This window comes from Glycomyces sp. YM15 (genome assembly GCF_016918015.1).
Lineage (GTDB): Bacteria > Actinomycetota > Actinomycetes > Mycobacteriales > Micromonosporaceae > Glycomyces.
Genome location: NZ_JAERMK010000006.1, coordinates 81525 through 98784, shown reverse-complemented (window position 1 = coordinate 98784; position 17260 = coordinate 81525). Strand labels below are relative to the sequence as shown.

At 67.4% G+C, this 17260-nt stretch carries 19 protein-coding genes and 1 tRNA gene; 14 read left to right on the top strand and 6 right to left on the bottom strand.

All coding sequences use genetic code 11. From position 1 onward, the window contains the following. Positions 1 to 92: 92 nt before the first annotated feature. Positions 93 to 776 carry a hypothetical protein gene (locus tag JHY01_RS08815; protein ID WP_205325256.1) on the top strand — a complete coding sequence of 228 codons (684 nt, stop codon included), beginning with the start codon at positions 93 to 95 and terminating at the stop codon, positions 774 to 776. Positions 777 to 953: 177 nt separating this feature from the next. Further along, a tRNA-Gln gene (locus JHY01_RS08810) sits at positions 954 to 1028 on the top strand. 78 nt (positions 1029 to 1106) lie between these two features. Here JHY01_RS08810 and JHY01_RS08805 read toward each other — a convergent pair. From JHY01_RS08805 to JHY01_RS08790, 4 genes are read right to left on the bottom strand one after another with little or no spacing between them, the layout of a single operon-like run. Then, positions 1107 to 2195: an ROK family protein gene (locus JHY01_RS08805; RefSeq protein ID WP_205325255.1), complete on the bottom strand. Its 1089-nt coding sequence runs from the start codon at positions 2193 to 2195 to the stop codon at positions 1107 to 1109. A 3-nt stretch (positions 2196 to 2198) separates the two neighbouring features. Continuing rightward, on the bottom strand, positions 2199 to 3461 hold the full coding sequence (locus JHY01_RS08800; RefSeq protein ID WP_205325254.1) for a sugar ABC transporter permease: 1263 nt from the start codon (positions 3459 to 3461) through the stop codon (positions 2199 to 2201). After that, a complete protein-coding gene (locus JHY01_RS08795) occupies positions 3458 to 4228 on the bottom strand; it encodes an ATP-binding cassette domain-containing protein (protein WP_205325253.1) in 771 nt (256 codons plus the stop codon). Before JHY01_RS08795 ends, JHY01_RS08800 begins: the two co-directional genes overlap by 4 nt. Positions 4229 to 4234: 6 nt before the next feature. Then, positions 4235 to 5332: a sugar ABC transporter substrate-binding protein gene (locus JHY01_RS08790; RefSeq protein ID WP_205325252.1), complete on the bottom strand. Its 1098-nt coding sequence runs from the start codon at positions 5330 to 5332 to the stop codon at positions 4235 to 4237. Positions 5333 to 5499: 167 nt separating this feature from the next. Here JHY01_RS08790 and glmU point away from each other — a divergent pair, with 167 nt between their 5' ends. The 5 genes from glmU (at position 5500) to JHY01_RS08765 (ending at position 11072) form a co-directional block, all read left to right on the top strand. Continuing rightward, the gene (glmU, locus tag JHY01_RS08785; RefSeq protein ID WP_205325251.1) at positions 5500 to 6939 is read left to right on the top strand and encodes a bifunctional UDP-N-acetylglucosamine diphosphorylase/glucosamine-1-phosphate N-acetyltransferase GlmU; all 1440 of its coding nucleotides are present in this window, start codon (positions 5500 to 5502) and stop codon (positions 6937 to 6939) included. A 102-nt stretch (positions 6940 to 7041) separates the two neighbouring features. Further along, on the top strand, positions 7042 to 8025 hold the full coding sequence (locus JHY01_RS08780; RefSeq protein WP_205325250.1) for a ribose-phosphate diphosphokinase: 984 nt from the start codon (positions 7042 to 7044) through the stop codon (positions 8023 to 8025). A 202-nt stretch (positions 8026 to 8227) separates the two neighbouring features. After that, on the top strand, positions 8228 to 8836 hold the full coding sequence (locus JHY01_RS08775; protein ID WP_205325249.1) for a 50S ribosomal protein L25/general stress protein Ctc: 609 nt from the start codon (positions 8228 to 8230) through the stop codon (positions 8834 to 8836). 14 nt (positions 8837 to 8850) lie between these two features. After that, positions 8851 to 9438: an aminoacyl-tRNA hydrolase gene (gene pth, locus JHY01_RS08770; protein ID WP_205325248.1), complete on the top strand. Its 588-nt coding sequence runs from the start codon at positions 8851 to 8853 to the stop codon at positions 9436 to 9438. Between the two features lie 164 nt (positions 9439 to 9602). Further along, on the top strand, positions 9603 to 11072 hold the full coding sequence (locus tag JHY01_RS08765) for a sugar transferase (RefSeq protein ID WP_307814335.1): 1470 nt from the start codon (positions 9603 to 9605) through the stop codon (positions 11070 to 11072). 55 nt (positions 11073 to 11127) lie between these two features. On the opposite strand, the gene JHY01_RS08760 is transcribed toward JHY01_RS08765, so the two are convergent. Together JHY01_RS08760 and JHY01_RS08755 are read right to left on the bottom strand one after the other, a co-directional pair. Beyond that, the gene (locus JHY01_RS08760) at positions 11128 to 11421 is read right to left on the bottom strand and encodes a hypothetical protein (protein WP_205325246.1); all 294 of its coding nucleotides are present in this window, start codon (positions 11419 to 11421) and stop codon (positions 11128 to 11130) included. Then, positions 11418 to 11672 (bottom strand): hypothetical protein, encoded by a 255-nt coding sequence (locus JHY01_RS08755; protein WP_205325245.1) that lies wholly within the window; start codon positions 11670 to 11672, stop codon positions 11418 to 11420. Before JHY01_RS08755 ends, JHY01_RS08760 begins: the two co-directional genes overlap by 4 nt. Before the next feature lie 687 nt (positions 11673 to 12359). On the opposite strand from JHY01_RS08755, the gene JHY01_RS08750 reads away from it, so the two are divergent. From JHY01_RS08750 to JHY01_RS08720, 7 genes are all read left to right on the top strand, one after another. Beyond that, entirely contained in the window at positions 12360 to 12695 is a 336-nt protein-coding gene (locus tag JHY01_RS08750; protein WP_205325244.1) for a hypothetical protein, read from the top strand. 13 nt (positions 12696 to 12708) lie between these two features. After that, positions 12709 to 13431 (top strand): hypothetical protein, encoded by a 723-nt coding sequence (locus JHY01_RS08745; RefSeq protein WP_205325243.1) that lies wholly within the window; start codon positions 12709 to 12711, stop codon positions 13429 to 13431. A 2-nt stretch (positions 13432 to 13433) separates the two neighbouring features. Then, positions 13434 to 15218: a hypothetical protein gene (locus tag JHY01_RS08740; RefSeq protein WP_205325242.1), complete on the top strand. Its 1785-nt coding sequence runs from the start codon at positions 13434 to 13436 to the stop codon at positions 15216 to 15218. Between the two features lie 156 nt (positions 15219 to 15374). Further along, on the top strand, positions 15375 to 15671 hold the full coding sequence (locus JHY01_RS08735) for a hypothetical protein (RefSeq protein ID WP_205325241.1): 297 nt from the start codon (positions 15375 to 15377) through the stop codon (positions 15669 to 15671). Then, complete coding sequence (locus JHY01_RS08730) at positions 15668 to 15982, top strand: YbaB/EbfC family nucleoid-associated protein (RefSeq protein ID WP_205325240.1); 315 nt, start codon at positions 15668 to 15670, stop codon at positions 15980 to 15982. Before JHY01_RS08735 ends, JHY01_RS08730 begins: the two co-directional genes overlap by 4 nt. Positions 15983 to 15984: 2 nt before the next feature. Next, on the top strand, positions 15985 to 16476 hold the full coding sequence (locus JHY01_RS08725; protein ID WP_205325239.1) for a hypothetical protein: 492 nt from the start codon (positions 15985 to 15987) through the stop codon (positions 16474 to 16476). Between the two features lie 4 nt (positions 16477 to 16480). Continuing rightward, a complete protein-coding gene (locus JHY01_RS08720) occupies positions 16481 to 17260 on the top strand; it encodes a hypothetical protein (RefSeq protein WP_205325238.1) in 780 nt (259 codons plus the stop codon).

The following is a 17260-nucleotide window of genomic DNA, read 5'->3' as shown; positions in this document are numbered from 1 at the left end:
TCCCCCCCGTGTTCTTTACCAACAACCCCCCCCCCCCCCCCCCCGCCCCCCCCCCCCCCCCCGGCGGCGTTCCGCAAGGAGAAGGAGGGGCTGTGACCGAGGCCGTCACCGGGGCGCTGCTCACCTCGGTCCTGCTGTCGCTGTGCGTGGGCATCCCCGGCCTGGCCGTCGGACTCGCGATCTTCCACACGCGGCGGGCACGGCAGCGGCACATCGCCCGGCTCGCGGCGTGGGCCGCCCAGCACGGCTTCCGATACTGGCCGAAGGACCAGTCGGCCCTGGGGCTCTCGCGGCAGGCGCCGTTCACGACCGGCAGCGGGCACGAAGCGCTCGACGTCCTGCGCGGCACGTTCCGGGACGTGCACCTGCACTGCTTCCAGCTCAGGTACCGCGTCAGCAGCGGCGACTCGCAGAGCACCCACGACTACCAGGTGGTCGCGCTCAGCTTGCCCGCGATGCGGCCGCTGCTCGACATCGCGCACGAGAACGCGCTGACGCGGCGGTTCGACAAGGACATCGACTTCGAGAACCGGGAGTTCAACGACAAGTTCAAGATCGTGTCGCCGAGCCCGCGATTCGCGTACGACGTGATCCATCCGCGCACGATGGAGTGGATGCTCGCCGATCCGCGGGCGCACACGATCCGCTGGCGCTTCGAGGGCGCGTGGCTGATGACCTTCCGGCCGGGTCGGCTCGAACCGCAAGAGATCTTCTACTACGCGGAATTCCTGCACCAGGTGCTCGCCCAGGTGCCGAAGCACGTCTGGTCGGATTGACCGCCGGTCTGCGCGAACGCGCGGCCCGGATGAGGATCGCGGCCCGGCGACGCCGGATCGCGACGCGGCGCATCGGGGTGGTCCAGGCGGCTGCGGCAGGCCTCGGAGGGCAACGGGGGCTCGCGTCCCGACTGCTAGAATGGCTGCGCGCGGGCCGCCGACAGGCGTGGCCCGCGATGGCCCGTGGTGTAATTGGCAACACTACTGATTTTGGTTCAGTCATTTCAGGTTCGAGTCCTGGCGGGCCAGCCAACAGCGTCGATCCGCACCCCGAGACCGCGACCAGGCGGTTGATCCGCTTCCAATTGACCATGGAAGCACAGTGCCGCGTCAGCGCATCCGATCGAAGATCGCCGCGAACCCCGTCTCGGCAGCGCCGATGAGCGCGCCCTCGTCGCCCAGCACCGGCGTGCGCAGCCGCAGCCTGGACCGCAGATGCGGCAGCGTCGTCTCCGCCAGCGCCGAACGCACCGGCGCGGCCGTGGACAGGTACAGCTCCCGCAGCCAGCCGCCGAACAGGATCTCGTCGGGCCCCGTCGCCGTCACGACCGCGCCCAGCGCCCGGCCCAGATCCTCGCCCGAGCGCCGCAGCCGGTTGCGGGCCGCCGCGTCGCCCATGCCCGCGGCCAGCGTCGTGTTCTCGATGTCCTCCGCGAAGCCGAAGGCCGCGATCTCCGCCTCCAGACACCCGCGCAGCCCGCACGCGCATTCACGCCCGCCGGGCTCGACCACGATGTGCCCCAATTGGATCGAGCCGCCGCGCTGCGAGCGGCCCTCGATCACCAGCCCGGCCGTCAAGCCCCGGCCGCCGTGCAGGTAGAGCAGCTTCCGGGCCTCATGCGCATCCCCGCGCGACCATTCGCCGACCGCCGCAGCGGTCGCCGTGTCGACGACCTGCCACTCCCGGCCCGTCGCCGCCTCCAGATCCGCCGCCGCATCCCGGTCGACCCAGCCCAGTTCGGTCGAGTGCGCGACCGTGCCCTCGTCGACCAGGCCCGGCATCGCCGCCACCGCCTCGTCCGCGTCCCCGGCAGTGCCGCCGGTGATCACCGCGACCGCGGTCATCGGGTCGTCGCCGTCCTCGAGCGCCGTCTCCGACCGCTCCAGCACCTCGCCGCCGAGGCCGACCAGCGCGAACCGCAGCCGGTCGGCGCGGATCTCGACCGCCGCCACCGTGATCGACTGCGGCACGCACGCCACGAGCGTCGAGGGCCGACCGGCCGACCCGGTCGACTGCCCCGTCGTCTCCTGCAGATGCCCCGACTCGGCCAGGTCGGTCGCGAGAGCGCCGATCGTGGAACGGTTGAGCTCCAACGCCTCCGTGAGCGCGGCGCGGGTCTGGGGGCCGTGCCGGTGGAGCTGCTCGAGCAGCGCCGCGCGGTTGCGCCGCCGCAGCTCCACGGCCGGAGGCAGGGCCACCGGTCAGTGCCTGCCGAAGAGCTTGCCCCGGCCCCGGGACATGGCGTCCACGCCCGCCGCGAGCAGCAGCACCGCGCCGGTCACGCCGAACCGCACCCCGGCGCTCAGCCCCATCAGGCCCATACCGTTGTTGATGATCGCCACGACCGCTCCTCCCAGCAGGGCCGCCCGCACCGTGCCCTTGCCACCGAAGAGGCTAGCACCGCCGATCACCGCCGCCCCCACAGAAAGCAGGAGCACATTGGACCCGCCCGTGTTGGGGTCCACCGAGGCCGCGCGCGACGCCGCGACGATCCCGCCGATCGCGGCCATCCCCGAGCAGATCACGAACGCCGCGATGCGCACCCGGTCGACGTTCACGCCCGCGCGCACCGCCGCCTCCCGGTTCCCGCCCACCGCATAGAGGTGCCGCCCGAACCTGGTGCGGTGCAGGACGAACGTCCACACCGCGAACAGCGCCCCGAGGATCACGACCACCACGGGCACGCCGGTGAGCGAGATGATCTGCGGGTTCGCCGAGCGCTCCAGGTTGAGCAGGAACACCGTCGCCGTCAGCAGCGCCCCGAGCGACGCGATCCGCGCGACCACGACCGCGAGCGGCTCGTGCACGAGCGACCGCGCCACGCGCCGCAGCCACCGGTTCACCTGCAGCGCAGCGTAAGCGGCGACGGTGAGCACCAGCAGCGTCCACCCCTGCCATCGCTCCAGGTTGCCGCCCGCCACGGCCTTCACCGTCTCGTCGTGGATCGTGATGTTGCTGCCCTCATCGAGGATCATGAGCACGACCCCCTGGAAGGCCAGGAACGCCGCGAGCGTCACCACGAACGACGGGATGCCGAGCTTCACCACCAGCGTCCCCAGCAGCAGCCCGATCACCACGCCCGTCGCGATGGCCGCGCCGATCGCGAGCGGCCACGGCGTCCCCCAGTTCGTGAGGAACACCGCCATGATCGCCGCGCACACGCCCGACGCGAACCCCGCCGAAAGGTCGATTTCACCGATGACCAGCACGAACACGAGTCCCATGGCGATGCACGCGACGGCAGCGCCCTGCCCGAAGAGGTTCGCGAGGTTCCCCACCGAGAGGAACACCGGCTGCGAGATCCCGAAGAACGCGCACAGCGCGATGATCCCGGCGACGGCGGGCAGCGCCCCGACCTCGCCCGACCGGACTTCGGCCCAGTAGCCCTTGAGGTGGTCGGCGACGGCGCGCACCGCGCCCGGCTCCGTCCCGGCCTCGGGCCGGGATTCGACTTGAGTGCTCACGGCCGGGCTCCATTCGTGTCGGCGGCGCCGATGCCGAGGGATCCGGACCGGCCGCTGGTGATGAGTTCGACCACCTGCGACTGGGTGGCGTCGGCGGCGTCGAGCACCGCCGCCATGCGCCCCAGGTACAGGGCGGCGATCCGGTCGGCCACGGCGAAGACGTCGTTGAGGTTGTGGGAGATGTAGAGGACGGCCAGACCCTGGTCGGCGAGGCGCCGGATGAGTTCGAGCACCTGCCGGGTCTGGGCCACGCCCAGCGCGGCGGTCGGCTCGTCGAGGATGACCAGCCGCGAGTTCCACAGCACCGCTTTGGCGATGGCGACGGTCTGGCGCTGGCCGCCCGAGAGGCTCGCCACGGGCTGGCGCAGGTTCCTGATGGTGCGCACCGCGAGCGACGAGAGCGTCTCGGCGGCGAGGTGCTCCATGGCGTCGTCGTCGAGCACGAGCCCGCGCACCTTTTCCCTTCCGAGGAACAGGTTCTCGACGACATCGAGGTTGTCGCACAGCGCGAGGTCCTGGTAGACGACCTCGATGCCCAGCGCGGCCGCGTCGCGCGGCCCGGAGATGATGCGGGTCTCGCCGTCGACGGTGATCGCGCCGCCGTCGATGGCGTGGATCCCGGCCACGCATTTGACCAGTGTGGACTTTCCGGCGCCGTTGTCGCCGACGAGGGCGCAGACCTCTCCGGCGTCGATCGCGAGATCGACGTCGGAGAGGACCTCGACCGGTCCGAAGCGCTTCGAGAGTCCGGTGAGCTCAAGGAACACGGCGCGTTATCCGATCCCGTGCTCGGTGCAGAGCGCCGCGTACTCGCCGGCGCACAGCTCGGCCGGGTCGGCGAAGCCGTCGTCGACGACGGTCTGGATGTTCTCGATGGTGATGGCGACGGGTTCGAGCAGCACGGAGGCCACCTCGGCCCCGCTCACGGGGTCGGTGACAGTCGCATCGGTCTCGGGCTTCTCGCCGTTCGCAAGGGCTACGGCGAGGTCGGCGGCGGCGTTCGCCTCCTGCTCGATGGCCTTGTAGACGGTCATGCACTGGTCGCCGGTGAGGATGTTCTGCAGGCCCTGGATCGTGGCGTCCTGCCCGGTGACCGGGACGGTTCCGTTGAGGTTGTTGCGCTCCAGCACCGTGATGACCGCGTGCGCGAGGCCGTCGTTGGCGGCGAGCACACCGTCGACTTCGGTGCCGGTGTCGGTGAGCATCTGCTCGAAGAGCGTGCCGCCCTGGGCGTTGTCCCAGTCGGGCACCCACTCGTCGGGGCCCTTGGTGAAGGTGCCGGCGTCGTAGAGCGGCTGGAGGACCGAGTCGTATCCGGCCTTGAACAGGGTCGCGTTGTTGTCGGTGGGGGAGCCGTTGAGTTCGGCCACCAGCGGGTTCGCGACGCCCTCCAGGCAGGAGACGAGGCCTTCGCCCTGGAGCACGCCGACCTTCTCGTTGTCGAAGCTCACGTAGTAGTCCGCGCCGCCGTCTTCGGTGAGCCGGTCGTAGTCGATGGTGGCCACACCCTGGGATTTGGCCTTCTCGATGACGGTCTTGCCGGTTCCCGAGTCGAGGTTCACAGTCACGAGGACGTCCGCGCCCTTGGTGAGCATCTGGTCGGCGATGGTCTGGAAGTCCTCGCGGCTGCCTTGGGCGTTCTGGATGTCGTAGTCGACGCCGGCCGCTTCGAACGCGGCCTCGAGGTACTTGCGGTCGGCGGTCTCCCACCGGTCCGAGGAGGCCGAGTCGGGGAGGATGACGCCGATGAGGGGGGCGTCGTCCCCGCCTCCGCCGCCGTCTTGTCCGCAGGCGGTGAGGGTGAGGGCGAGGACCGCGCCGGTGGCGGCGGCCCATGCGATTCGTGGTCGGGAGCTGCTGGGAAGGTGCATGAGAGGTACCTCCGAGGTTTGTTGTTGTCTGCAACATATGATGAGTGACGCAGCTCGCACAAGTGTCAGGGCGATGGAGAACGTGTTCCATTCGTAACGATTCGGTGACGACGCGCGCCCCCGGGTCGGGCCGTTCACCCCTCGGCCACCGACTACCATGGCCCATCATGAGCAGTGAGCGTTCGGCGATCATCCTGGCCGCTGGCCTGGGAACCCGCATGAAGTCGGCGAAACCCAAGGTCCTTCATGAACTCCTGGGCCGCACCCTGCTGGGGCACGTCCTCCGCAGCACCAAGTCGTTCCAGCCCGACCACCGCATCGTGGTCGTCGGCGCCGCGGCCGACCAGGTCACCGCGTTCCTCGACAAGGCCGCCCCCGACGCCGAGACCGTCATGCAGACCGAGCAGCTGGGCACCGGGCACGCCGTGCGCACCGCACTGGACGCCTACCCCGAGCTCGAGGGCACCGTCGTGGTCCTCTGCGGCGACGCCCCCCTCATGCGCCGCAGCACCCTGACCGAACTGGTCGAGGTCCACGAGAAGGCCCGCCACGCCGTCACCGTCCTCACCGCCGAAGTCGACGACCCCACCGGGTTCGGCCGCATCGTGCGCGACGGCGAGGGCAACGTGCTCCGCAACGTCGAGCACCGCGACGCCGACCTCGACGAGCTCGCCATCCGCGAGATCAACTCCGGCACCTACGCCTTCGACGCGCAGGTCCTGCGCGAGCAGCTGGCCAAGCTCACCTCCGCCAACGACCAGGGCGAGCTCTACCTCACCGACGTGCTCGAACTCGCCCGCGAAGCCGGGCACGCCATCGGCGCCGTCGTCGTCGACGACCCCACCGAGGTCCTGGCCTGCAACGACCGGGCCCAGCTGGCCGGGCTCCGCCGCATCATGCAGCAGCGCATCAACACCGAGCTGATGAAGTCGGGCGTCACCCTCGAAGACCCCGAGACCACCTGGATCGACGCCACCGCCAAGGTCGCCCCGGACGTGCTCATCCGTCCCGGTGTCCAGCTCAAGGGCGCCACCGCCGTCGACTCGGGCGCCGAGATCGGTCCCGACACCACGCTCACCGACACGATCGTCGGCGCGGGCGCCGTCGTCGTGCGGTCGCACGCCGACCAGTCCCACATCGGTGAGGGCGCCCACGTCGGCCCCTTCGCGCACCTGCGCCCCGCCTCGAAGCTCGCCGAGCGGTCCAAGATCGGCGCGTTCGTCGAGACCAAGAACGCCGAGCTCGGCCCCGGCTCGAAGGCGGCCCACCTCGCCTACCTCGGCGACGTCACCGTCGGCGCCAATGCCAACATCGGCTGCGGCGTCATCCTCGTGAACTACGACGGTGTGCACAAGCATCACAGCGAGATCGGCGACGGCGCGTTCATCGGCTGCGACGCGGTGCTCGTCTCGCCCGTGAACATCGGCGACGGCGCGTACGTCGCCGCCGGCTCCACGATCGTCAAGGACGTCGCGCCCGGCGACCTCGGCGTCGCCCGCGCCCGCCAGACCTCGATCGGCGACTGGGTCGCCCGCAAGCGCCCCGGCACCGTCTCCGATGAAGCAGCGAGGCGAGCGAAGGGTGAGGCGGGAGTGTCGGAAGCGTGACGGGACACTAAACCCCCCGGTCCCCTCGCGCTTCGGCGCAGGGCAGGGGACACTGGAACCGTCGAGGTTCAGGTGAGACGACCTACTGGGGGAGCCCACGTCATGGCGAGCATGTCCGCTGTCAACTCCAAGATGCTGATGCTCTTCTCCGGGCGTGCCTACCCGGAGCTGGCGGAGGAGATCGGCAAGCACCTCGGGGTCGCACCGACCCCGATGAGCGCCTACTCCTTCGCCAACGGCGAGCTCTTCGTGCGCTACCAGGAGTCCGTCCGCGGCTGCGACGCCTTCGTCGTGCAGTCCATGCCCGCGCCGATCAACGAATGGGTCATGGAGACCCTCATCATGATCGACGCGCTCAAGCGCGGCTCGGCCAAGCGGATCACCGTCGTGCTCCCGTTCTACCCGTACGCGCGCCAGGACAAGAAGCACCGCGGCCGCGAGCCCATCTCCGCGCGCCTCATCGCCGACCTCCTCAAGACCGCCGGCGCCGACCGCATCCTCACCGTGGACCTCCACACCGCCCAGATCCAGGGCTTCTTCGACGGTCCCGTCGACCACCTCTTCGCCATGGGCACCCTCGCCCGCTACGTCGAGGAGAAGTACGCCGACCGCCAGATGGCCGTCGTCTCGCCCGACACCGGCCGCGTGCGCCTCGCCGAGCGCTGGTCCGACCGCCTCGGCGGCTGCCCGATCGCGTTCGTGCACAAGACCCGCGACCCGCTCAAGCCCAACCAGGTCGTCGCGCACAAGGTCGTCGGCGACGTCGAAGGCCGCACCTGCCTCCTCATCGACGACATGATCGACACCGCCGGCACCATCTGCTCCGCCGCGGAGATGCTCAAGGAGTCCGGCGTCGAGGACATCGTCATCGCCTCCACGCACGCGATCATGTCCGGCCCCGCCGTCGAGCGCCTCGCGAAGGCGCCCGTCAGCGAAGTGATCGTCACCAACACGCTCCCGCTTCCGAAGGAAGCCCAGGACCTCGAGAAGATCACCACCCTGTCCATCGCGCCGCTCGTCGCGAAGGCCATCTGGGAGGTCTTCAACGACGGGTCCGTCACGACCCTCTTCGGCGGTCTCTCGTAAGTCACATATCGACGCCCGTGTCAAGCCTGATCTGATGCGCGTAGTACTCTGGTGGGGTTGCCGACGGCGAGGGTGTCCTCCAGAGGGCGCCGTAATCGACGCAAAGGCGTAGGTCTTTTTCAGGGCTCGTGTGCCCTTCTGAATGCCGACGTGAGCGTCGAGCGCCGCATGAAATGTTGCTAAAAAACAGGGGAGTATTTCCGTGTCCGAAGTTCGTATCAGCGCCGAGCCTCGCACTGACTTCGGGAAGGGCGGTGCCCGCCGTACGCGCCGGGCTGGAAAGGTTCCCGCGGTGGTCTACGGCCACGGCGAGAAGCCGCTCCACATTTCCCTTCCCTCGCTTGAGCTCGCCGCCGCCATCCGCAAGGGCGGCGCCAACCAGCTCATCGCCATCGAGGTCACTGACGGTACCCGCGAGCTGGTGATCCCCAAGGACATCCAGCGCGACCCGCTGCGTGACGAAATCGTCCACGCCGACCTGCTGATCGTCCGCCGCGGCGAGACCATCACGACCGACATCCCGGTCCACTTCGTCGGCGAGGCGGAGAAGGGCGGCCTGGTCGTGCACGACCTCAACACCCTGACCGTCGAGGCCGAGGCGACCCACATTCCCGAGTCGATCGAGGTCAGCATCGAAGGCCTGGCCATCGGCTCGCAGCGCTACGTGCGCGAGGTCGAGGTCCCCGAGGGCATCGTCATCCTCTCGGACGGCGACCTGGTGCTCGCCTCCGTGTCCGAGCCGCGCGGCGAAGCCGCCGACGAGGACGAGGCCGCCGCCGAGGACGAAGCCGCCCCGGCCGCTGCCGAGTAACAACCGAGAACCACATGACCGACGCCCCGACGCTCGTGGTCGGCCTGGGTAACCCCGGGCCGAAATACGCCGCGAACCGCCACAATGTCGGTTTCATGGTCGTCGACGCGCTCGCCCGACGCGTCGGCGGTCGTTTCGCCGTGGCCCGCAAGGCCCGCGCCGAAGTCTGCGAGGCCCGCTTGGGGGTAGGCGGGCCTCGCGTCATACTCGTCAAACCCCTGACGTTCATGAACCTCTCGGGTGAGGCCGTCGGCCCGCTCGCCCAGTACTTCGGTGTCGCACCCGAATCGGTGATCGCGGTCCACGACGAACTCGACGTCCCGTTCGGCGAACTGCGCCTCAAACGCGGCGGCGGCGAGGGCGGCCACAACGGCCTCCGCTCGCTCACGAAGGTGCTGGGCACCAAGGACTACGCCCGGGTCCGCTTCGGCGTCGGCCGCCCTCCGGGCCGCCAGGACGCGGCGGACTTCGTCCTCAAGGACTTCGCCAAGGCCGAGCGTCCCGAAGTGGACCTGAACATCGAACTCGCCGCCGACGCGGTCGAGGCGATCATCGAAAAGGGCTTCGTACTGGCGCAGAACCACTTCAACGCATCGAAGTGAAATCGAACCCGAAGTTCGGCAAGGCCCTGCCCGTATCACCTTCCTGTCCGCCCAGAGTGGATTAGATCTCATGTACTCCATGGTGTGACAACCCCGTCACTCAATGTCCCGTCGGTCGTTATCCGATCATGACAGTGGTTGCGGACTCGACGGCTTTCGAAGGCGTGCATGACAGCCCCCCAAGAGGGCGCGTCTATTCCATAGGACCCCAAGCGACCCGGCCATACGGCGGCCCGCCTGCCTGGCAGCGCAAGTACTTCGCCGGCATCATCGGCTCCGACATCGCCGCCGGCATCATCGGTGCGGCGCTGGCCTTCTTCGCCCGCTTCGGCCATGTCAACGACGGCACCCGTGTCTACGCCCTCGCCCTGATCGCCTTGCCCGCGGTGTGGCTCGCCATCCTGGGCCTCTCCCGAGCCTTCGAGAAGCGGTACCTCTTCGTGGGCACCGAGGAGTACCAGCGGATCGTGCACGCCGCAGTCGCCCTCACCGCCGCCGTCGCCATCGTCTCCTATGGACTCGAACTGCCGACGTCGCGCGTCTTCGTCCTGATCGCGATCCCCACCGCCGCGGCCTGTTCCATCGTCGCCCGCTTCGGCTGGCGCAAATGGCTGCACCACATGCGCCGTGACGGACGCTGCATGAAACGCGTCGTCCTGGTCGGCCACGAGTCCTCGGTCGCCGCCCTCATCGTCCAGCTCCGTCGCGAGCACTACCACGGCCTCAACGTGGTCGCGGCCTGTCTGCCCACCGAGCAACCCCAAGGCGCGCTGCTGGACTTCGACACCCGCGTCCGCGGCAGCTTCGACCGCATCGCCGAAGCCGTCGCCGCCGAACGCGCCGACACCGTGATCGTCCTGGGCTGCCCCGAAATCGACGGCCAGGCCCTCCGCCGCCTCGCCTGGAAGCTCGAACGCAGCGAAGTCGACCTCATCGTCGCGTCCGCCTTGGTCGACGTCGCCGGCGACCGCACCACCGTCCGCCCCGTCGACGGCCTGCCCATGCTCCACCTCGACCACGCCCGCCTCACCGGCGTCCGCCGCCTCGCCAAGGACGTCGTCGACCGCGTCGGTGCGGCCCTCCTGCTGCTCGCGCTCTCGCCGCTCCTGCTCAGCGCCGCGTTCCTCATCCGGTGCACCTCGCCCGGGCCGGCCCTGTTCAAGCAGGAGCGCATCGGCAAGGACGGCCAGCCGTTCACGATCTGGAAATTCCGCACGATGCACACCGACGCCGAACGGCGTCTCGCCGAGATCGCGCATCTCAACGAAGGCGACGGCGTCCTCTTCAAGATGAAGGACGACCCGCGCATCACCACCGTCGGCAAGTACCTGCGCCGCTTCTCCATCGACGAGTTCCCCCAGCTGGTCAACGTCCTCCGTGGCGACATGAGCCTCGTCGGCCCCCGCCCGCCGCTCGCCATCGAAGTCGCCGCCTACGAATCCGACATGCGCCGCCGCCTGGCCGTCAAGCCCGGCATGACCGGCCTGTGGCAGGTCTCCGGCCGCTCCGACCTCCCTTGGGAAGAGGCCGTGCGCCTCGACCTGCGCTACGTCGAGCACTGGAACCTTTCCCTGGACTTCGTCATCCTGCTGCGCACGGTTACCGCGATTCTGCGACCGCAGGGCGCATACTGAAACGGGGTTAGTCAGCGCCTCGCCCAGTCAATGACCGGGCGAGGCGCTCCTCTGTCTACCCCTCGCACTCGCGCAGCGCTTCGGCCCAGATCCGCTTGGCCTGATGGATGATCGCCTCATGGTGCAGCCCGGCCCACTCGGCATCGGGCGGCGAACTTACTCGGAGCGCGGGTTCGGGCTGGTCGAGGTAGATCACCGACCCGACCGCGTACGTTTCGGTACCAGCGAACGTCACCCGAATACGGGCCTGGCAGAAGCTCGCATCGAACCGCAGGAACCGGCCGCCGATCCAGGCCTTGCTGAGCACGTAGGTCGGGTCCAGCGGCGCGTTCATTCGCTCCCGGTTCACGCGGCGGCCCCTGCGAAGTGCAGCGGCACAACGAGATATCGCGAACCGTCAGGCCGGAAGTGCAGGCCCGGCTCATGCGGATCACGTCGATGCGGCCTGGGCCGGTAGCCGACCTGCGGGGGAGTGGTTGCGGGCGTGGTGCCTTCGTCGGGTTCATCGTCGCCCTCTCGCGGCCCGGGCTCCGAGACCAGCGGGAGCGCGGGACCGGAGGCCAGCGCGTACAGCAGGAGGTAGGCGAAGCCGAGGAGCATCGCGATCCGCTTGCGAAGGGCCGTAGCCGGATTGGGGATTGTTGCTGCGCGTGCCGCTCTGACCGGCGAAGCGACCGCCGGCTTCTCGAAGTCGACCCGCCAGGCGAAGGACGCCTGAGGCCTGGACGCTGCTCGAACGGCCGCGAGCTTGGCGGCGAAGCGAGCCGGGTCCTGCGGCGTCCGAGGCCACGGCTCCCAAGGAGGAACGGCGGCCCGAACTCCGTCGGGACCCGGACGGGCCCAGAGCGGGGTACCGGAAACGGGCCGGACGGCCGTCCAGCAGGCGTCGGAATCCTGTTGCTGAGCAGCAGGAACACCGAGAACCTTGTCGGTTCCCGATTCGGTGAAACGCGCGTTTTGAGCTGTTGACGCGGCCCGGTTTTCGCGTAGGGTGGGACTGACCATGGGAGGCTTCCTTCCAGGGTTTGAATGGTGGGCCGCCGCTTTGATTGGTAGTCGTTGTGGGCGGCCCACCGGCCATATTCAGTTGGACTTGAGGAACACGCATTGCGCGTCCAAAAACCCTGACACGCATTGTTGTTCTCCGTCAAGGCGACACGCCGGGAGTGTCTACACCCGTTCGGGCGACTGTGCGACAACACCGTGATCACACGGTGTGGCAGCGAACCGTTAAAATCAAGATGGTTTTGCAGACGTTTCGCCCAATACACCCCGGAGGTCCCCGCCGTGGCTCAGCGCATTCTCGACCCTGCCTACCTGGAGGCGTACCGCGACGAGATCGTCGCGCGCTTCAACTTCGTGACAGAGAAGCTCCAGATGCTCGCCACTGGCAACGAGCTGGGTGTCGAGCCTGGGTTCGGTCTTCTCGACTCTTCGCAGCAGGCCCGCCGCGACTATGCGGCCGCCCACGAAGAGCTGTGGAACAACCTGCAGAAGCTCCGTGCGGACCTTTACGGCGCGATCGTCACGATCAACGACTCGCTGGGCGTCCACACGGACTCCGAGGAACTGAACCTCGCCGAGTTCAACGCCAGCCAATCCGATGTCGACAACAACTCCTAGGACCCCGGACCTGATGAAGCGCATACTCTTCAAGACCTTCGCCGCGACCGGCGCCGCTGCACTTCTGCTGAGCGGCTGCAGCCTCTTCCAAGGAGGCACGGACACAGGCGGGAACTCGAACGGCGACGACGGCGGCAGCGACAACGCCGTCTACACCGAGATGGCCTCGTGGGACGCCTGCGAGGTCCTCGGCAACCTCCAGCCCATCACCGATGAAATGGGAATTCAGGGCTACGGCTCCTCCACCAGTGCGGGCGGCGATCCGAGTACTGCGAAAATCGGCAATACATGGGACCCGGAGTCCATCGGCTGCAACGACCTTATCTACCTCGGCCCGAACGAAGGCGTCGGCGGCAGCGGTGAGATCAAAGTCAAGATCGTTCCGACTGAGAATGAAGAACAGGCGACGGCCGCTTACGACGATCGTGTTTCCGGGGCGGAGGCTGAGTCTGCTCAGTGGGAGCAGGCGAAGTCTGAGGAATTCGGCGACCCCTGGGACGCGGGCACTATCGTCTCCTGGACTGGTGACACCAGTCAACCATTCGTGCAGGTTATTGCCCGCGACGGTCAATGGGTCTTTCACATCGACCTGTACTACACCCAGGACTACGGGCTTCGTGGCGGCGGTGAGCCTGCACTTGCGTTCACGACGGACGAACTCAATCAGTGGTTTGTCGACACTTACCTGCCTGAGGTGAACCAGATCGTCAACGACCGGATCGCGGAGGTCCAGTAGCCATGAGCGACATTGAGTTCCAAACCGAGTCCTACGCTGGCAACGGCGACCTCGCGGGCCAAGAGGCTATCGACCGCCAGCAGACCAGTGCCGACGGCATGTACTTGTCCGGCGATCCATGCCCCAACGGCGATTGCCAGAACACCCACAACCCTGCCGAAGAAGCTTGGGTCAAGCTCGTCTCGGCCATTCCCGTTGCCGGGCAACTTGCGAACCTCAAGTGCATCGCCACCGGCATCGCCGCGCCTACCCAGGAGGAAGTCCAGTCCCTGGTCGGCCAGATCCGCCCCTCCGACGCAGATAAATATGCCCTCAAGGAAATCGCGGTGAAGTGGGGCGAGTTCAACTTCGACTTTGCCGACAATCCGGAGATGGCTGTGGCTCCGATTCTGCGGTCGAAGTTGACGGAGTTGTCGAACGGTTGGCAGGGCACCGACTTCGATGCGTTCGCTGAGCAGATGGAGGCAGTGTTCGCCAACTGTGAGCAGATCGCTGCCGACATCGGCACCGACTCCACAGGCATGAGGGGATTGCTGAACCAAAAGGGCGATGAGATCTACGCGCTCCAAGGTGGCGGCTCGGGCGAGTTGCCATACCCGGCTCCGCAATATTGGGTCGAGGACGAGTGGAACATCTTCACTGACACCAAGATCCACATGCGGCCTCCGTTCCATTCCGGAGAGTGCGAAATCTCGTCGGGCTGTTCCTGGAACGGTGATCAGGGCGCCGAAGAAGCGATGGAATACGGCGGGTTCGACTCCGAGTACACCAATGAACTAAACCAATACGTGGTCGACCAGGCCGAGTACCACTACACTCAGCTCAAAGCCCAGCACATCGACGCAGTCGACACCGCCGGTATGACCTCTGCCGAGAAGACCGAGGCGACCACCCTCACCCCGGAGCAAGAATCCTCGCTTCGAGCTGAGGCCGAACGCCTTGCTCAAGAGGACGCCAATGGTCGCGCCAAAGAAGACTATGACTCGGGCTCCCAGGACTACCAAGCACGTGCGACCGAGCAGAACGAAACTGTGACGGCTCGCTGGACCGACGCAGAGACCTCCACCTCCGAGTTCCACCCGACCGTCGAACCTTCTGGTGACTCGACCTTCCGCGAGTCCGCAGGCGATTTGACCGGCTCGGGCTATTCGCCTCCCGGTGGCGGCGACTTCAATGGCTCGCCCTCCGGTGCGGGAAGCGCAGGACTCACCCCTCCGCCCACCACGTCGACCTTCGGTCCCGGCGGCAACCTCACCGGAGGCTCGAACACCGGAACCGACACCGGTGGCCTGAACCCATGGGAGTCCTCCACGGGTGACGATGGCGATCCGCCTTCTGGTGGTCTCGCCTCAGGCGGCGGCCTCGGCGCGGGCGCTGGCACTCTCACCGGTCCCGGCCTCGGCACTGGAGGCGGCAGCTTGGGGGCGGGCGGCGGTGGCCTCGGCCCGGGTTCGGGGCTGTTCGGCCCCGCGGTCGGAGGCGCGGGCGGCATGACCGGCGTCGGCGGTGGCCGCGGCGGCGGTGCGGGCTCGCTCGGCAAGGGCCAAGGCCTCTTCGGCAAGACCGCCGGAGGAGCCGGTGCGGGCGGCAAGGCCGGCATGGGCGCCGGTGGTAAGGGCGCCATGGGAGCTGGCGGTAGGGCCGGTGGCGCCGGAGGCATGATGGGCGGTGGCCGCGGCGCCACCGGGACTGGCAATGAAGAAGAGGCTTCCACTGGGACCTGGCTCATTGAAGACGAGGACTACTGGGGTCGAGCCCCTGACGAGGACAACGACCCATACGCGTAGCGAAAGACCTACCTGCGGGCGCAGTGATTCGCTCCCGCAGACAAACCGTGCCCGTCCGGCTTTGTCACGAGCTCAAGCCGGGCGGGCGTGGACTTCCCCTTGTGACACCGCAGCTTCAAATCAATCGCTGTGAAATTGCAGAATAGAGAAGAGACGATGTCCCCCACCACCCACATCGTCAGTGTCGCCGACCCTGACACCGCTCCAGCTCACGAGATCCCAGATCTTGCTGCCTATCTGGAAACCGTCGAGTTCCGCGGAAGCACCCAGCCACCGACCGTCTCCGCCACGATGTCGTTGACCGGCAGACTCATCCGGCTGAGCCTGCCCGGCGCGGTCTTTGAGCAGGAGCAGGAGATCTCCGAGAAGACGACTGTCTTGCTAGAGGAGATGCGAAAGACCGCGCAGCGCGCCACCTTCCGGCTCATCCGAGAGCAGAGGGTGGCCCGATGACCGCACCTGATCTGACCGCAGCAATCGGGGCATGGGCGAACCGAACCCGAGCGAAGATCGCGGAGAGCCGGGCTGCGCGTGCCGAAGCTTTCCCTGGCTTCCGGTATGAGTCAGTCAGCGGTGCCGTCGCCATCGACATCGGACCGAACCTCGAACTGCGATCGTGCGAGATTCGACCAGCCGGATACGACATCCGGGATGTGCTCGAGCGGGAGATCATCGACGCCTATAACTCGGCTTTTACTGCAGCCCAGGCGCAGAGGACCAACGCGATGCGGAACCTAGCGGCAGCTCGACGGAACGGAGGCTGACCATGGCAGATGTCGACCCGGACAAGATCGATGCCTTCGCCGACTGGTGCGCCAACATGGCGCTGGTACTGCGCGAATATCGATCGAATCTCGACGGCGAGCCGATGACTTCGGGTGGCCTCGCCGGAGGTGACTATCCGGCCGCTCCGGTCGGAAGCATTCCGGCGGTTTCCGACGGCACCGAGTTCTCGGGTGAACTCCTCGATCTCGGCCAAGTCAGCTGGTCGGAGGCGGCCGGTCCGCCACCCGGTGTGGACCTCGGTGCGTCCCCCGGGGATTCAGGCATCTCACCATGGGCGCACGCGATGGCTCAGGAATGGAACATGGGTGTTCGCGGTCGAGTCACCGACCTGGAACGAGCGTACGACGAACTCGAACGCCTGGCCGACGACCTGAAAGCGGTAGCGCAAAGCTGGCGCGATGCGGATGATGCCTCCGCCTCCGAGATCGCTGCACAGAACAGCGAGATCGACTACAGCGACCGGGACTGGTGACGCCATGGCCGACAACGCAGTGAAAGCCTTCCAAGACGGGCACGAAGACGACATCGCCGAAGCAGATGGCTGGGCGTCGGAATTGGGATACGAGGAGGACCAGTACCCGGGAGCGATCATTCAGTGGTTCGCGGTGATGGATACCAACGTCCTCACCGAACGCGCCAAGACCATCCAGCAGTTGGGAGCAGCCGGAACACCGTTCGAACATGTCTTCGGTGCGAGTTCGCCCTACGAGGAGCTGCTGACCACGTGGACGACCGGAGATGCCAAGGCGTTCACCAAATACGTTGGAGACGGCGACAACTCAGGGCTGCGGAAGTACCTTTCCGAACTTCGGGAGACAGCAGCAGCACACGGTGCCGCTACCGGTGTCTACTGCACTGCCATCGACAGCATGATCCTAGATGTAAGCGCAGCGTGCAGTGACAACCTAGGCAACTTCAAGGAGGAGGTTGGCTGGCTCGGCCTTAAGGCGTTCTTCGGCATTAGCGATCCCCTTGCAACGTTGGAGAATTTCGTGGAGGCGGTGGTAATCGCTGCCGACAATTTCCAGGGCAAGGTCACCAGTCTCTCCCAGTTCACGGAGGCAATGGGATCGAACTGGGTTCCGACTGTCGGGGGCACGGCGTACACGGAGAACTCACGCGGTCCGGACATTGAAGGCGAGATCGACGGGGAAACTCATCAGTTCGCCGCGACGGACGCGTATTCACTCACAGGGGAGAGCGAGCGCAGGGAAGACGAGATCCCCGGTGGCGAGAACTATGAGGACGGGAACTGA

Bases quoted from the DNA above. Each gene is read 5' to 3' on its own strand.
- JHY01_RS08790 (WP_205325252.1), bottom strand. From the start codon at position 5,332: ATGCACCTTCCCAGCAGCTCCCGACCACGAATCGCATGGGCCGCCGCC.
- glmU (WP_205325251.1), top strand. From the start codon at position 5,500: ATGAGCAGTGAGCGTTCGGCGATCATCCTGGCCGCTGGCCTGGGAACC.
- JHY01_RS08780 (WP_205325250.1), top strand. From the start codon at position 7,042: ATGGCGAGCATGTCCGCTGTCAACTCCAAGATGCTGATGCTCTTCTCC.
- pth (WP_205325248.1), top strand. From the start codon at position 8,851: ATGACCGACGCCCCGACGCTCGTGGTCGGCCTGGGTAACCCCGGGCCG.
- JHY01_RS08755 (WP_205325245.1), bottom strand. From the start codon at position 11,672: ATGCTCCTCGGCTTCGCCTACCTCCTGCTGTACGCGCTGGCCTCCGGT.
- JHY01_RS08745 (WP_205325243.1), top strand. From the start codon at position 12,709: ATGAAGCGCATACTCTTCAAGACCTTCGCCGCGACCGGCGCCGCTGCA.
- JHY01_RS08740 (WP_205325242.1), top strand. From the start codon at position 13,434: ATGAGCGACATTGAGTTCCAAACCGAGTCCTACGCTGGCAACGGCGAC.
- JHY01_RS08735 (WP_205325241.1), top strand. From the start codon at position 15,375: ATGTCCCCCACCACCCACATCGTCAGTGTCGCCGACCCTGACACCGCT.
- JHY01_RS08730 (WP_205325240.1), top strand. From the start codon at position 15,668: ATGACCGCACCTGATCTGACCGCAGCAATCGGGGCATGGGCGAACCGA.
- JHY01_RS08725 (WP_205325239.1), top strand. From the start codon at position 15,985: ATGGCAGATGTCGACCCGGACAAGATCGATGCCTTCGCCGACTGGTGC.
- JHY01_RS08720 (WP_205325238.1), top strand. From the start codon at position 16,481: ATGGCCGACAACGCAGTGAAAGCCTTCCAAGACGGGCACGAAGACGAC.